Source organism: Maribacter sp. HTCC2170 (genome assembly GCF_000153165.2).
GTDB lineage: Bacteria > Bacteroidota > Bacteroidia > Flavobacteriales > Flavobacteriaceae > Maribacter_A.
This window is the reverse complement of sequence record NC_014472.1, coordinates 2,212,425-2,227,947: the sequence shown is the minus strand read 5'-3', so window position 1 is coordinate 2,227,947 and position 15,523 is coordinate 2,212,425. Positions and strand designations below refer to the sequence as shown.

Sequence of the window (15,523 nt, the reverse complement as noted above, 5' to 3'; positions counted from 1 at the left end):
ATAACTTAATGTCCTTGTGAAAGATTGCCACTCAAATGGGCCTCATCTGCTTGCTCTTTAATAGCTCTCTCAACTTCCTCTTTGGTGATTTCATTACCAGTTTTCAACCATTTTGTACTAACTTTTACCTTGTTACTGAAAGAAAGAAATATGGGTAGCATCACTAAGGTTAATACAGTTGCGAAACCAATTCCGTATGCGATTGAAATGGCCATTGGTATCAAAAATTGTGCTTGTCTACTAGTTTCAAGCATTAAAGGTGCAAGACCTGCTATCGTGGTAATAGAGGTTAAGAAAATAGCCCTGAATCGTGATCGCCCTGCTTCATAAAGTGCATCATCAAAATTCATTCCTTGTCTCAGGTTTCCGTTGAATTTACCTATAAGTACCAGTCCATCATTTACCATAATTCCAATTAGTGCAATTACTCCCAAGCCAGAAAGAATATTAATTGGGAAACCATGAATCCAGTGCCCCCATCCCACGGCTGTAATACTGAAAGGCACAAGCAACAATAGCATTAATGGCTGACTGAAACTTCTAAAAGTAAACGCGATGGTAATATAGATCAACAACAAAACCGCAACCCCTACAACATTCAATGATTTCATCATTTTTCCAGCTTCCCTGTTCTGACCTTCGTAGGAAGGAGTTACTGTTGCATATTTGGCCAAAATATTTGGCATGACATCGTTTTGTATTTCTGCCATTATATCTGTTGCACTAGTTGTATTGGCATCTTGTAAATCTGCTGTTATTTGAATTTCGCGTCTCCCTTCCAATCGGTTGATAGCGACATCTCCCCTTTCTATACTATAACTGGCTATTTCTTTTAGGGGAACACGATTGCCACTTGGGGTAACAATTCGCATTTCATCCAAATCTGCAATTGAGGATCTATTGTCACGATCATAACGTACCCAAACCCTTATTTCATCTTGTCCTCGCTGAAATCGTTGAGCTTGTGTCCCAAAGAAACCAGCTCTTACTTGATTCATAATTGTTCTTAAATCCAATCCCAATAAATACGCATTGTCTTTAAGCTCCAATCGTATTTCCTTGATACCGGCCGGGTCATTGTCCGCAACATCTTTAAGAGCTGAATTATTGACCATGGCAGTCTTTAGTTCATTCTTGGCGGCTTTTAATTCTTCAATATTATTACCTAGAAGAGAAACTGAAACCGGGTCTCCTCCAAAATTACCACCAGATCCATAAATTAAACTTTCAACTCCAATAACCGGACCAACCAATTCCCTTAAACGACCTGAAACCAAACTAGATCTTACCGCATCCGGTCTTTCCTCTCCAGGAAGTAAATTAATGGTTAAAGTAGCGGCCGATGAGCCTGGCCCTACCCTTCTAATCACATTCTCAAAAAGAACATTCTCTGTGCCTTTCAAGTACTCTTCAGTAAGTTCTTGATTTACTATTTCTGCCTTTTCCTCTATCAATGAAATTATGGAATCGGTTACTTTTTCATTTGTCCCATTCGGCATGAGTAACTCAACCTGCACCCTATCGCTAGCTATTTGCGGGAAAAAAGATGTTCTTATTATCCCTCCACCAATAGACCCAAAAGTCAAAATCAATAACATTGCAAAAATCCCGAAAGTCAACATCTTGTATTTCAAAGCAAACTTTAGTACAGGGCTGTACCAATTGTCTCTCATCCACTTCATAAAACGATCACCTGCTTGATTAATGACTCTAAGCTTGGCAAAAGCGGCTGCAATACCCGTTTTTTCTTTTTTATCTACAGGCTGCAATGCCTTGGAATGTGCCAAATGCGCTGGAAGAATAATAAGGGCCTCAACCAAGGAAACCACAAGTGTCAAAATCACAATAACAGAAACCTCACCAAAAAATTCGCCAATTCTACCGTCTAAAAACAAAAAGATAGAAAAAGCCAAGATCGTTGTAATAATTGCAGAAACTATGGGAGGAATTACTTCCATCGTACCATCGACAGCTGCCTGTATAGGAGATTTACCTTTTTCATAATGCTGATAAATATTTTCGGCAATCACAATTCCATCATCAACTAGGATACCGATTACAATAATCATCCCAAACAAGGACAGTACATTGATTGTAACGTTGAAAAAACCGGCAAAAACGAACATGCCCAAAAAGGCAATGGGGAGCCCAAATGCCACCCAAAAAGCCAATCTTGTATTCAAGAACAAGGAAAGAAACAACAGTACCAATGCTATACCCATTATGGCATTTTCAGTCAACAATTCAGTTCTCTGAGTCAATGTCTTTGATTGATCACTTACTACACTCAACTGAACATTAGCATATTTTTGATTGAAATCATCAACATAATCCCTCACCTTTTGAGCCGAATCGATTAAATCTTCGGTGTTTGTACTGGTTATTGTCGTACTGACCGACATGTTTCCATTAAAATATGACGCATTTGGAGTTTCTGAGAATCGATCACGAATAATTGCCACATCTTTCAGACGAATAGTTTGGCCATTAGGATCAGCTTTTACAATAATATTTGAAAGTTCATTACCGTAATATGATCTATTATTAGCACGGATCAGATACTCCTCAGCGCTGGTTTTAATATTACCACCGGTAACCAAGATATTGGCATTCCCTACAGCTCTCGAAACATCGGTAAATGAAAGATTATAGGCCAGCAAGCTATTCTCATTAACGGCAATTTCTATTTCTTCCTGTGGATAACCAGAAATGGTAATTTGCGAGATACCTTCAATCGCCCTAATATCGTTTTCAATTTGTCTCCCAATTTGTTTTAATGTAGCCAGAGGTACGTTTTCCCCACTAATAGCGAAGCTTATCGTCTGTCGTATCGCTTCCAACTTGGACACGATTAAAGGTTCCATACCCGTTGGAAAAGTTGGCACGCGGTCTACAGCATTCTTAACCTGCAAAAGCATGAAATCTATATCCCTCCCCTTTTCAATCTCTACATTGATACTACCGCTGTTTTCTCTCGAAGTAGAAGTAACTCGGTCGACACCTTCTAGGCCTTTTAAGTTATCCTCAATCTTCAGAACAATACCTTCCTCAACTTCTTGAGGCGAAGCACCAGGATATGTAATGTTTATAAAGACATTTTTTGAATCTGTTAAAGGGAAAAATGATGACTTTAAAGAAAGGGCTCCAAGTACCCCAAATATGCCAAAAGCAATGATAATAACATTGACCGCTACATGGTACTTAATAAAATACGAGATTACATTCCTCATTACATTCCAGGTTTTGCTGATTCAACGTTAGCTTTCGCTTCATATTTTTTAACCAACATTCCAGTATAAGCACCCATCAGCGGCTTACTTAATATTGTAGTGCCGTTGGGAACTCCTTTTAAGACTACTTTTTTATCCGAAAAATAAACAGGGTCAACATCTATTAAATCCAATATTGAATCGCGGACAATAAACATTTGGTTGTTTTCCAACAATAGATTCCTATCAATTTCAATCGCCTCGATTTCTTCTTTGGCATCTAAGTTCGCCTCTAAATACATACCTTCTCTTAGGTTTTTATCTTTTACTTCAATAAAGGCCCGGATAGTTTGTGTGGCTTGGTCAACACTACCGTTGATACGGTTGACTTTACCCAAATATGTTTTTGTATTATCAAGATTGGTGAGTTCTACTTGTTTCCCAATTTCTAGTAGGTCACTATAATTTTTGCTGACGGCAACTTCTAGCTCATAAATGCCTACGTTTATGAATTCACCTAATTTTTGCCCAGCTCGTATTAATGTCCCCTCAGTAACCAATGCATCTGTCAAAACACCATCAAACGGCGCTCCAATCCTATATTTTAACAAACGCTGCTCCATATTCTTAACATTGTAATACGTGGTTAGAATACCGCGACCCGAAATAAAGAATTTTTCTTTTTCAGTACTCATTTTTGGAAGTTCAGGTGTGGTCTTAGCCATATCAAAACCAGTCAAGTATGCTTGCCATTTGGGGAAAATATCTGGATAATCCAATCTTAAATCAGGCATAATTGAAGTCAGCTGATTATAAAGATTACTTTTGGCCGATTGCACATTTGCACCATATTCAGAAGCATCAATACGAATTACGGTTTCACCCCTTCTATATTTTTGTCCGGGGCGAAACAATTTATTACCTCTTCTAAAAACACCTTGAACCTCTGAATAAAGCTCCATACGGTTTTTTGCTTTCAGGTTACCGTTGGCCGGCACCACTATGGGAACTGTACCATTTTGCACGTTCTCTACGAATACCGTTTTGATTACCTTATCAACTTTTGGTCTTTTATTGGTTTTACTATCAATAATCCATTTAGCAGCAAAAACAGCTGCAACAATTAGCAAAACACCTAAAACACTTAATATTAACTTTCTCATAATGTTGGTTATAACGCTGCCTTTTCCTGCGTGAAATTAAATTGCACTTTTTTTAGTATTCCAATTACTTTTCTTTTCTCTTCAATAGAAATATTCTGCTCCATCCTTGTGATAAATCCCTTTAGAATAGGAATTGTTTGTTTAAAAACCTCCCGACCTCTTTGTGTTAAGAACACCTCATTGATCCTCTTATCCTCTTTACCCTTCTTTCTTAATATAAATCCTTTCTTTTCCATTTTAGATAGTAAACGAGCCAACGAGGACTTATCACGAAAAGTAAGAAATGCCAACTCATTCTGGTTAAGACCATCTTTATCATGCAGCTTCTTTAATGTGATCATTTGCTCCTTACTTAAATCCAATCCTTGCTTTGAAAAAAGTTCAAGCAAATGATAATCAAGAATCTTAGAAGTTTTTCCTAACCACGGACCAATTGAATTTTCAAAATCTATATAGTTATCCTTCGATTTCACCGGGCGAAACTACAAAAAATAACATTAGTTGCATATACAACTAATGTTAAAAATTTACTAAACAAAATTGAAAAAGGGATGCTTTCGCATCCCTTTAAACAAACTAACTAAAACTATGAATCACTTACTAATCATCAACATCTTCAAACTTTGTGTCTGCCATCCTAGTTTTGCTAAAATTAATATCTTTAAAATCTATATTTCCCTCATCCTTATCGTAATCAAAAACCAAAATTCCCTGTGTATCCATCATTCCTAAATTCTCAAATGAATTGAAATTGTTATTTTGAATTTGAAAAACTTCCAAACTGGCCAATTGTCCAAATTCGGCAGGAATCTCACCTCCTAATTGATTATTTGCCAATACCAACTCCTTTAGCCCTGTCAAATTCCCTATCTCTTTAGGAATTTCACCGTCCAATCCATTCTCAAAAAGACCTAGGTTTTCTAATTTAATAAGGCTTCCCAACGAATTAGGAATTGCACCTTTAAGGTTATTACTAGAAAGGTTCAGTATTCTTAAATTTTTAAGATTTCCCATGCTTTCAGGAATACTTCCTGAAATAAAGTTATTGTATATGGAAAATTCTTCAAGCTTAACCATCATACCAATTGAGTTAGGTATTTGTCCTTTTAAACGGTTCATTTCTAATTTAAAAACTCTCATCTCTGCCAATAATCCAATACCATTAGGAAGTTGGCCGGTTATTGAATTAAATGCCAAATTCAATTTTCGTAAATGAACAAGTTTAGAAATACTCTGCGGTAAAGTCCCAGATAAGTTATTATGAAACAGGTTAATTTCAACCACCTGATCATTGACCACTTTAACACCATACCAAGTACTATAAGATGAATTAACATCCCAGGAATTCTTCCATCCGTCGCCATTAGTGCTTTCATATAAATCAATTAACGCCTGCTTTTCCTCAATAGAAATTTCAGCTAACATTATATTGCCGAACAAAACGCCCATCACCAATAAACAAAACATTTTTTTCATAACACCCATCATTCAATATGCTTTTCCTGTAATCTAAAATATTAGGAATTACCCTACAAATTTAATATCAATAACGGTCAAAATGCAACTTTTATCGTTAAAGCGCCCTTCAATGTTGTGAAAGTAATAAAATGTGTGGTGTAGGAAAAAAATAAAGGAACCTCAAGTAATAATTAATTGTATTCCTCCAAATCAATGGTTATTTTTTCCCATCGCTCCATAAGTTCTTCCAAACTTTTCTTCTTACCTTGATAGGAGTCAAAAAAATCCGGTTTTGCTATAGTTGTGTCATAATCCATTAATAAATCATGATCTATAGTCTTAATCTCTTTTTCTAATGATGCTATTTTACTTTCTATAGTACTTAGTTTGTTCTTAAGTGATTTTAATTTCTTTTGAGCTTCAAAGGAATTGGATTGCTTATCTGTCTTAACTCTCTTGACACTTTCTTTTTTTTCCTTTTCTATAGCCCTGAAATCTGCCGCTTTTCGCTGTTCCAAATAAAAATCTATATCACCCAAATACTCTTTTATTTTCCTATCTCTGAATTCATAAACTTTATTAGTCAGCCCTTGCAGAAAGTCTCTGTCATGAGAAACAAGAATCAAAGTACCCTCAAAATTTTGCAAGGCTTGTTTCAATACATTCTTAGATTTAATATCGAGGTGGTTGGTAGGCTCATCCATAACCAGTACATTAAAAGGTTGCAGCAACATTTTGGCCAAGGCCAGTCTGTTACGCTCACCACCTGAAAGCACCTTCACATATTTATCTACCTCCTCGCCTCTAAAAAGAAAAGACCCCAATATATCGCGCACCTTACTTCTGTTCTTTTCATTTGCCGCGTCTATCATTGTATCTAAAACCGTTTTTCTACCATCTAGATACTCAGCTTGGTTTTGGGCAAAATAGCCTATCTGTACATTATGCCCCAATTTGCACATACCTTCATGTTCCAATTCACCCACCATTATTTTAGCCAGAGTTGATTTACCTTGTCCATTTTGCCCCACAAAAGCAGTTTTACTATCCCGTTCCAATAACATATCAATATTTTGGAGCACTAAATTGTCTCCATAATTCTTGGATAATTCCGTAATCTCAGCGATTACCTTTCCAGGGGTAACAGATATTGGAAAACGCAGGTTCATTACTGCATTATCATCTTGGTCAACCTCAATACGCTCCATCTTATCCAATTTCTTGATAAGGGATTGCGCCATTGAAGCCTTGGTTGATTTTGCCCTGAACTTCTCAATTAATCTTTCAGCCTGTTGAATTTCCTTTTCCTGGTTCTTCTGGGCGTTAAGTTGCTGTTCTTTTATTTCACCCCTAAGTTTTAAAAATTTAGAATAAGGTTTATTGTAATCGTAAATTCTTCCCAATGAGATTTCAATTGTCCTATTGGTCACATTATCCAAAAACATCTTATCATGTGAAACTATAACCACAGCGCCTGCATAATTATTCAAAAACTGTTCAAGCCAAATAATAGATTCAATATCCAAATGATTGGTAGGCTCATCCAGTAGAAGCACATCATTGGTTTGCAAAAGCAACTTTGCCAGCTCAATCCGCATGCGCCAACCTCCCGAGAAAGTATCGGTCTTTTTATCAAAATCCTCCCGCTTAAAACCCAGTCCTTGAAGAATTTTTTCAGTCTCACCTTGATAGTTATACCCTCCAATAATTTCATAATGATGGGTAAAATCATTTAAATCGACCATAAGCTGATGGTACCCTTCACTTTCATAATCCGTACGCTCAGCGAGTTGATGATTTATGTTATCCAACTTAAGCTCCAGCGCCTTTATCTCTTCAAAGGCGTGATACGCTTCTTCTAAAACTGTTCGCCCCTGCTCAAAATCTATATCCTGCCTAAGAAAGCCAATCTTTACATTCTTTTCTGTAGCAATTGTTCCAGAATCAATTGCCATATCCTTGGACAACAGTTTTAATAAAGTAGATTTACCTGCGCCATTTTTACCAATTAAACCAACACGGTCCCCAGCATTTAATCTAAATGATATTTGTTCGAATAAGTACTCACCTCCAAAAGAGACTGAAAGGTTATGAATGTTAAGCATATTTTGTTACCTATGTTACATTAGAAAAGCGAGCAATACCTTATTTTCGCCAAAACATTTTGCAAATGTTAAAAAAAGGAAACAAACTCTACAGTATTTTAACAGGAACTTGTCCTAAATGCCATTGTGAAAGCATGTATATTGATGAAAACCCATATAGATTGGGAAGTTTATTCAAAATGCACGAGCGTTGTTCTCAATGCAATACCAAATACAAGATAGAGCCTTCCTTCTTTTATGGAGCCATGTATGTTAGCTACGCAGTAGGAATCGCATTCGCAGTTGCCGCATTCATTATCTCCTATTTATTCCTAGGCTCCTCATTGATCAATGCCTTCATTGCCATCGTGGGAACAATGATTGCTTTCATGCCGGTAATAATTCGTTTGTCAAGAAATATTTGGATTAATTTCTTTGTGCATTACGACGCGAACACTATTAAGACTTCCTAAAATATCTTTTTGAGAACCTTTTAACGTCTATCTCTTGAGGAAGTGGATTGCCAGATTCAATAAAGTCAAACAACTGTTTTGAAACTGTCGGTGCAATCAAAACCCCTCGCGAACCAAAGCCATTCAACACCATCATATTTTGGTGTATAGGGTGTACGCCGACCAAAGGTCTACGGTCAGACACCGTAGGCCTAATGCCAGCAACATGATTCACTATCTCATAATCACATTTTAAGAACGTATGTAATTTTTGCAACAATTCGCTTTTGGCTCTATCAGATGAATCATTTGATTTATCAGTGCGGTCATAAGTGGCACCTACGCGATAGAAATCATTCCCCAATGGAATAATAAACACTGATGATTTTATTATATTTTCTTCTCTTAGGTTGGGTGCTTTAATCGTCAAGAGCTCTCCTTTATTACCATTTAATGGCAAGTAATTAAAGTATGGGTTTGATTTTAATCCGAAACCAGTAGCAAAAACAATTTTTTTAGCTTTAAATGATTTATACTCTATATGATTCTCAAGGATGTCGACACAGTCAAAATCAAAAGTTTCAGATAGAATATTTTCCCGTTTCCCTAGAAAGGATTTATAAGCATCAACCAAGGCCCCTGTATCTATTCTCCCCGTATGTAAAACCTGCCCCAAGCCAAAAGGTGCATCAATACCCAAATTATTATTTTCAATAATTTCCGTAGATAGAAATTTTGTCAATTTTGGCTTATCCGAAGCTTCGAACCATAGGTTTTGCTCTTCGATTGAAGCGAATTTTCTGTAAATAGGGATGCCATGGTTTAGCTTAACCCCCAGCTTGGTTTCCAACTTTTTGTAAAAAGGCATTGCAGCTTCTAATTGAACATCTGCATGCCAGGCAAGTGTGAATCTTTTAAGAACTACAGGGTTGTACAATCCTCCTGCCACAAGTGAAGAAATTTGGGAACCATCACTTACCACTCTATAGCTCTTGTCATTTTCTTCTAATTGCTCACAAAATGAAATACCGGCCAAACCTAAACCAACAACCAAATAATCTATCATTTTGTAAAATTATACAATCTCAAAGGCACACGAGCAATCAGAATCGAAAAGTCACAAAAAAACCCTGACGGTATCGTCAGGGTTTTTATTTTATAAATTGAATTGGAATAATTAATACTTAATATGCCCACATATCTTGTTCCCTATCTCTTATGACCTCTTTAATTCTTTTGGCCTCAAGTAACTGGAACAGGGCATTATCTGCAATATAGTCATTAACCTTACGGTCTCCGTGAACATTATCCTCACGATAGATGACTCCATTGAACCTTCTTGCGTTCAACAACATATCAAAAGATATGGGTTGTGCCGAATTGCGTTGGTTGAATACTTTAGCATCATGCAATAGCTGCCTGGCACCTGGGTACCATACCCAGAAAAGTTCGACCTTAGCATCAGCAGGATCCATAGATTCATCATCGATAAAGTTAACATCTGGAGCAACAGGAGCAATACCCAATAAACGGTATTTTAATTCTCCTTGGCGCTTGTCAAAATACCACATTCCTTTAATACGATACTCTTCGATATCAGCGGCAGTCAAATCTCGCTCATTTATAAACTCAGCAGAGAGTTCTTCGCCAGCATTTATCTGTTCGTATCCCATGTCAGTAGTATCTTTTTTGGACAAAGTAGCGGCCAATTCACTGAATTTTCGTTTTTCAGTAAAATATGAATCCACATATACGTCCTCTAATTTTCCACTCTTGATGTTCTTCAAAAGAACATCATACAATGATCGCCTATCAGCACCAATATCTACCGTATCAATAGGGTAATATAATGGAAAATTAACACGCTCATCCAAGTCAATGGTCTCCCAAATGGTTTTAGACCAAAGGATATCCCTATCATCTACATAACCATAATCTAAAGGAGCATCATTGTCCAAAGCTTTTTGTGCTTCTGTCCTCACACCAATTTCTTGTGGCTTCTTCGCATTCAATATGTTTGCTTGGGCCAAAATGGATGCGGGCAGTAAACTAACGGCTCCGATTAATAAAACATTCTTCCAATTCATGTTTAATTCAATTTTAAATTTTGCCAGGTAACATTAATGCCACCTGGCATTCAATTGTTATTAGTTCGTAATCTCCACAACAACCGGAGACACTTTTTTAAGTTTATAACTCTTGTTGTTCGTAATGTATGCATTCACATCAAATATTTGAACGGCATCACCACGCTTAGCTCTTTTTAAGGCCGATTTAGCTCTTGAGTCTAGTTTATTACCATTAACACTCACTGTTGGTTGACCAGGGACTTTGAATTTAAATCCACTTACTTTTAGATTCAAATCAAAATCAAAATCTTCCAATAAAGCTCCAACCGTTGCAATTTCCAAGTTCTTTCTTGGCATTTTAGCACTTCCTGATTCTCCTCGGATAGATCCTGCCGGTCTTGGAATATCTTTAATTCTAAACTCGGCTGGAGTAGAAATACGTTGACCATCAGGTAAAACACCCGATGCAACTATTCTTACCGTTCTACCTTTTCCAGGATTCATAACATATTTACTGGCGCTTCTCTTGGAAAGACCAGGAGCTGAAGCAGTAACTTTATTATCAGGAATACCAGGAATAGAAATCGACATTGGGTTAGCAACACCACGATAAACAACGTTCATCTTATCAGCAGCTATTAAAGCGGCATTTGGCTTACTTATCGTTGCAAAGCTATTCTTAACCTCAACTGGAATCTCTTCACCATCTTGCATAAAGAACATCGTACCTGCAACTTCATGATCACCTGCAGAACCGGCACTGATAAGCATTTTGATTCCACCAGCTTCCAAAGCATAATCTTTTCCTTCAGAAAGCTTTCTTCCATCAAGGGTCAATTCTGCCCTTACTGGAGTTGATGAAGCATCAGTTTTACTGATAATGATTTTACCATCATATTTTTCACCTGAATAGAATGCAGATTTACTTGCAGCTAATGAAGTTCTAAAATTCGTCAATGAAACTTGGCTGGTTAACTCACCTTCCAACATTGATTTCAATGCATCTTCTTCGGTTGACTTAACATCAGCCTGAAGCGCAGTTAATTTAGCCAAAGAAGCTACTAACGGATAACCTTCATAATGATAGTTAATCCAATCTTGCTTTGTACCATCTCTTTTTTCAACCTTACCGTTCTCATCTCCAGTTTTAAAACGCACAAGTACGTTTTCTTTTAAACTTTCAGGAGCAATAGCGGCAACTTGATCTCTATAATCAGTAAGTCTTTTCATGAAATCCTTACCTTTTTTAGATAGGTTATCTCCTTGGAACAACATTTGATCCAAGAAATCCGAGTTATCCATACGAGCATAGTCCTTCTTGTCTTCAAGGCCTTCGGTCATACCTGTTTTAATTCCTTCTAGATAGTCAAAATACTCTTGAGACATTGACTTTATCTTTTGGCCGTTTTGGTATAATTCGCCGTACTTTTTAGCATCTTCAGATGCTTTAGTTTCCAGACTTCCCAAGAAAGCATCGTTGCTTTCAGAAGTCTTAATGTTAGAAGCCTCTAGCTTTTCATTCATGATACCGAATGCAGCTAATACTTCTTTACTCATATTTAAGGCCAGCATCGCGATGAAGATCAAGTACATAAGGTTGATCATCTTCTGACGTGGTGTTTGTTTACCTCCTGCCATTTTTTCTAATTAGATATTATTGATTATTTGATTTGGGTTTGGACTAACGTTCTAATTAGCTTTTGTTCATTGCAGTTAACATACCACCATAAACACCGTTCAATGAAGAAAGGTTAGTTGCTAAAGATTCCATTTGATCTTTAAGCGCACTTGCATTCTGTACTACTTCTTCGTTTACTGTAGCTTGCTTACTAGCACTCTCTAATTGTACTTTATATAAGCTATTCAATGATTCCATCTGAGCTGCAGCATGTACCATTTCCTCAGAATATTTCTGAGTAGACTCCATGGCATCAACTGTAGGGGCGATACCTTTTGCAGCACCTTCGAAATTCTTGATGCTAGAACCTAAACTTTCCATAAGACTGGCATCAATACCAGCTTCTTCAAGAAGGTTATCCAATTTTTTGGACAATGAAGTTTCAGTTTCTTTTAATTCAGCCATTTCATTATCTTTTCCACTAGACATACCACCGGCTAATTCAGGGTATACTAAAGACCAATCGAATTCATCTTCTACTGGTTCAAATGCACTAATAGCAAAAATAAGTGCTTCAGTAATAAGACCTACTGCCAATAATAGACCACCAGTAAGAGGACCAAATTCCCAGTGAAGGATTTTGAATAATGCACCAATAATTACTACGGATGCTCCAAGCCCATAGGCCATGTTAAATAATTTTTTTGTTGATTTTGACTGTGCCATAATTTTAAATTTAATTTTAGTTTATGTTAATAATAAGTATTTGGTTAAAATTTGATTGTCCTCGAAATTAATCGAGATGTATAAATGATTTAAACTTATTCTTTTTTATTGGGTTGAATCTTCTTCGCCCATATAATCCTGTACGGTTCTAAACCCTACATAACTACGTGCTGAATCAGCATATTCGTAATCTCTTGTACTCACTTGTAAGAAGTAAGCAACATCTTTCCAAGAACCACCCCTGATTACTTTTCTTGCGTTACTACCGTCACCGCCATTAGGATTCATAGTAGAAACATAATCATAGGAACTAGGGTCATAACTAGAGTTTGTCCACTCAGATACATTGCCAGCCATATTGTACAAGTTAAAATCGTTTGGCTCGTAAGACTTGGCCTCAACCGTATATAAAGCTTGGTCGGCTGCATAATCACCACGCTGTGGTTTAAAGTTTGCCATAAAACAACCAGTATCACTAATTACATAAGGACCACCCCAAGGATATGTACCACCTTCGATACCACCTCTTGCAGCATACTCCCATTCGGCTTCAGTTGGCAATCTAAATTTATTCACAAATTGCTTGCCTTTACTTTTTTGGTCATCATTCTTGAACTTAGTTCTCCAATTACAAAAAGCTTGTGCTTGTTTCCAAGAAATACCAACAACTGGATAATCACTATAAGCATCATGCCAGAAATAATCATTGTGCATTGGCTCATTATAAGAATATTCAAAATCCCTAATCCAAACTGTTGTATCAGGATAGATTTCCAATTCCTCTTGAATGATAAAATCTTTTCTACTACCAGTTCTTGAACGAGCAGCAGCTTCAATATCCATCCAACTGTATTTGTACTTTAATTTAGTTACGTCAAAAGTTCTTTGCCCGTTATAAGATTCCTCTTCTGGAATATAAAGTGAGTCAACCATTACTTCAGTATAGTACTCATCAGGATACTCTGAAACATCCCAAATTAAATCTATATCCTTGTTCAATCCACGACCTTCATAACCAGTTTCACCCATACCAGAATAATTGTCTAGCATATACTTGTCATAAACTGACGCCTTGGTTGTGTCCGCATCTTTAAATGCGTATTCACCAATACCGCCATCATCAGGACCTAGTCCCAATTCGTCGGCCAAAATTGCCATTCTTGTTCGTGTGATGGAATCTTGTACCCATTCTACAAACTGGCGATATTCACTATTTGTAATCTCAGTGTCATCCATATAAAAGGAACGCACGGTAACGGTCTTGGTTGGTGCATTGAGAACTTTAGCTTGGTCTTCCTCACTCTTACCCATGATGAAAGATCCGCGTGGGATCAATTCCATTCCATAAGGTTTTTCCGGGTACCATTTTTTTCCTTGGACGCCGGTTAGTTCTCCTTTTGTTTTGGACCCACAACTGGTGAGTAAAAAAACAAATGCTATAGATGATAACAATAGCTTCTTCATACTTTAGGTTAAATTTCGATTAAGGTTATAAATGCAAACACAATTATTATTCTACTCTCTAAAACTACGTTTTGAGTAAATTATTGTATCTCGTACAATTATCCAGTAAAAAATTTTAAATCAGTTAAAGCCTTTTCTGTAGGCCTTGAACCACCTTTCAGGAATATTATCATTACATGCATCTAAATAGTCCTGTTCAGTGCATGGTAATAACGCCGCTAATTCATCTTTAGTATGTGAAGTCAGAATTGAAGGCACCTCTACCCACCATCTCTCGGTAAGATGACTCTTATAATAGACCAGCTGCTCTGTTTCAGTTGGAACGGTATACTTTGTGAAGTCCTCAGATTTTGAATAGGGCGTCTCATTGATCCTGAAACTCACCCCTTCAATAAAGTACCAAATTATTTGAGCAATGAGCTGACAGGACTGGTCAATATTTTCCATTTCATAGATGCCAAAAACACTAACCTTATCACTGAGGCCAGCGTATCTTGCTATTGTACAAATCTCTCGGCCATCAAATCCGTTAGGGGAAAAACTCGGAGAAACACCAATCTCACTGGCTTTGATTGAACGCGCATCTAGACTTACCATGTGTGCATTACGCAAAACAGGTTCGGCCAATGATACATCTTTAATTAATTCTCCCAACCTGTAGGCATCAAAAAACAAACGATCCATTAGATCCTTTTCTTCCTGTGCATTAAAATAACTTTGGTATCCTAAGTTTGAGAAATTAAACAAATTGTTCGGCTTGTCAGTAATTATCTTACTCATATACGAATGTGAAGAAATCAATTCATCTTCCATTCCAAAATCAAATCTACTATCAATCGCCACTAAGTTTATCATATCCCGTATACCATCAAAGGCTCGGTATGCCGGATAGGTTATATCTTGTGTAGCTCCTAATATAATAGGTATGATATTTTCCTCTAAAAGTCCGGCGATTATTTCTTTAACTACGAAATATGTGTCGTCTACTGTTTCACCTTCCTCAATATCACCCATGTCGACAATTGTTGAGTCCCAATTACCAAGAAGTAACTTGTATAATTGAATTCTTATAGATGAAACATCGAGCTTTTCTGGTTTCTTTTCAAAGGCGTTTCTTGATTCTTTTACACCCAAAATCGCTATGGTCGCATTTGCCAATACTGGCAAACCGTCCTTTTTTGTGTGCGCATAAATATGTTTTCCAAGTGCCTGTGGCGGTAATAATTCTGAATGGGCCAGAACCCTATCTTCTACAGGGACCAAAAAATCGAATGCCATAT

The 15,523-nt window shown here is 37.0% G+C and carries 12 protein-coding genes; 1 reads left to right on the top strand and 11 read right to left on the bottom strand.

Annotation, left to right across the window (positions count from 1 at the left end; genetic code table 11):
• Positions 1–5: 5 nt before the first annotated feature.
• The 5 genes from FB2170_RS09825 to FB2170_RS09805 form a co-directional block, all read right to left on the bottom strand.
• The gene (locus tag FB2170_RS09825) at positions 6–3,230 is read right to left on the bottom strand and encodes an efflux RND transporter permease subunit (RefSeq protein WP_013306402.1); all 3,225 of its coding nucleotides are present in this window, start codon (positions 3,228–3,230) and stop codon (positions 6–8) included.
• Complete coding sequence (locus FB2170_RS09820; protein WP_013306401.1) at positions 3,230–4,372, bottom strand: efflux RND transporter periplasmic adaptor subunit; 1,143 nt, start codon at positions 4,370–4,372, stop codon at positions 3,230–3,232. Before FB2170_RS09820 ends, FB2170_RS09825 begins: the two co-directional genes overlap by 1 nt.
• Positions 4,373–4,380: 8 nt before the next feature.
• Positions 4,381–4,845, bottom strand: coding sequence for a MarR family winged helix-turn-helix transcriptional regulator (locus tag FB2170_RS09815; protein ID WP_013306400.1), 465 nt, complete (start codon positions 4,843–4,845; stop codon positions 4,381–4,383).
• Positions 4,846–4,972: 127 nt separating this feature from the next.
• Positions 4,973–5,848: a hypothetical protein gene (locus tag FB2170_RS09810; protein ID WP_148232091.1), complete on the bottom strand. Its 876-nt coding sequence runs from the start codon at positions 5,846–5,848 to the stop codon at positions 4,973–4,975.
• Positions 5,849–6,021: 173 nt separating this feature from the next.
• The gene (locus FB2170_RS09805) at positions 6,022–7,935 is read right to left on the bottom strand and encodes an ABC-F family ATP-binding cassette domain-containing protein (protein ID WP_013306398.1); all 1,914 of its coding nucleotides are present in this window, start codon (positions 7,933–7,935) and stop codon (positions 6,022–6,024) included.
• A 65-nt stretch (positions 7,936–8,000) separates the two neighbouring features.
• Here FB2170_RS09805 and FB2170_RS09800 point away from each other — a divergent pair, with 65 nt between their 5' ends.
• Entirely contained in the window at positions 8,001–8,387 is a 387-nt protein-coding gene (locus tag FB2170_RS09800) for a DUF983 domain-containing protein (RefSeq protein ID WP_013306397.1), read from the top strand.
• On the opposite strand, the gene FB2170_RS09795 is transcribed toward FB2170_RS09800, so the two are convergent.
• The 6 genes from FB2170_RS09795 to FB2170_RS09770 all read right to left on the bottom strand — a co-directional run bounded on the left by FB2170_RS09795 (position 8,374) and on the right by FB2170_RS09770 (position 15,521).
• Positions 8,374–9,432: an NAD(P)/FAD-dependent oxidoreductase gene (locus FB2170_RS09795; RefSeq protein ID WP_013306396.1), complete on the bottom strand. Its 1,059-nt coding sequence runs from the start codon at positions 9,430–9,432 to the stop codon at positions 8,374–8,376. The genes FB2170_RS09800 and FB2170_RS09795 overlap by 14 nt on opposite strands.
• A gap of 118 nt (positions 9,433–9,550) precedes the next feature.
• Positions 9,551–10,453 (bottom strand): gliding motility protein GldN, encoded by a 903-nt coding sequence (gene gldN / locus FB2170_RS09790; protein ID WP_013306395.1) that lies wholly within the window; start codon positions 10,451–10,453, stop codon positions 9,551–9,553.
• 60 nt (positions 10,454–10,513) lie between these two features.
• On the bottom strand, positions 10,514–12,073 hold the full coding sequence (gene gldM, locus FB2170_RS09785; RefSeq protein WP_013306394.1) for a gliding motility protein GldM: 1,560 nt from the start codon (positions 12,071–12,073) through the stop codon (positions 10,514–10,516).
• Positions 12,074–12,128: 55 nt separating this feature from the next.
• Positions 12,129–12,779 (bottom strand): gliding motility protein GldL, encoded by a 651-nt coding sequence (gene gldL, locus FB2170_RS09780; RefSeq protein ID WP_013306393.1) that lies wholly within the window; start codon positions 12,777–12,779, stop codon positions 12,129–12,131.
• A 105-nt stretch (positions 12,780–12,884) separates the two neighbouring features.
• Positions 12,885–14,243: a gliding motility lipoprotein GldK gene (gene gldK, locus FB2170_RS09775; protein ID WP_013306392.1), complete on the bottom strand. Its 1,359-nt coding sequence runs from the start codon at positions 14,241–14,243 to the stop codon at positions 12,885–12,887.
• A gap of 120 nt (positions 14,244–14,363) precedes the next feature.
• Positions 14,364–15,521 (bottom strand): formimidoylglutamase, encoded by a 1,158-nt coding sequence (locus FB2170_RS09770; RefSeq protein WP_013306391.1) that lies wholly within the window; start codon positions 15,519–15,521, stop codon positions 14,364–14,366.
• Between the last annotated feature and the right edge of the window lie 2 nt (positions 15,522–15,523).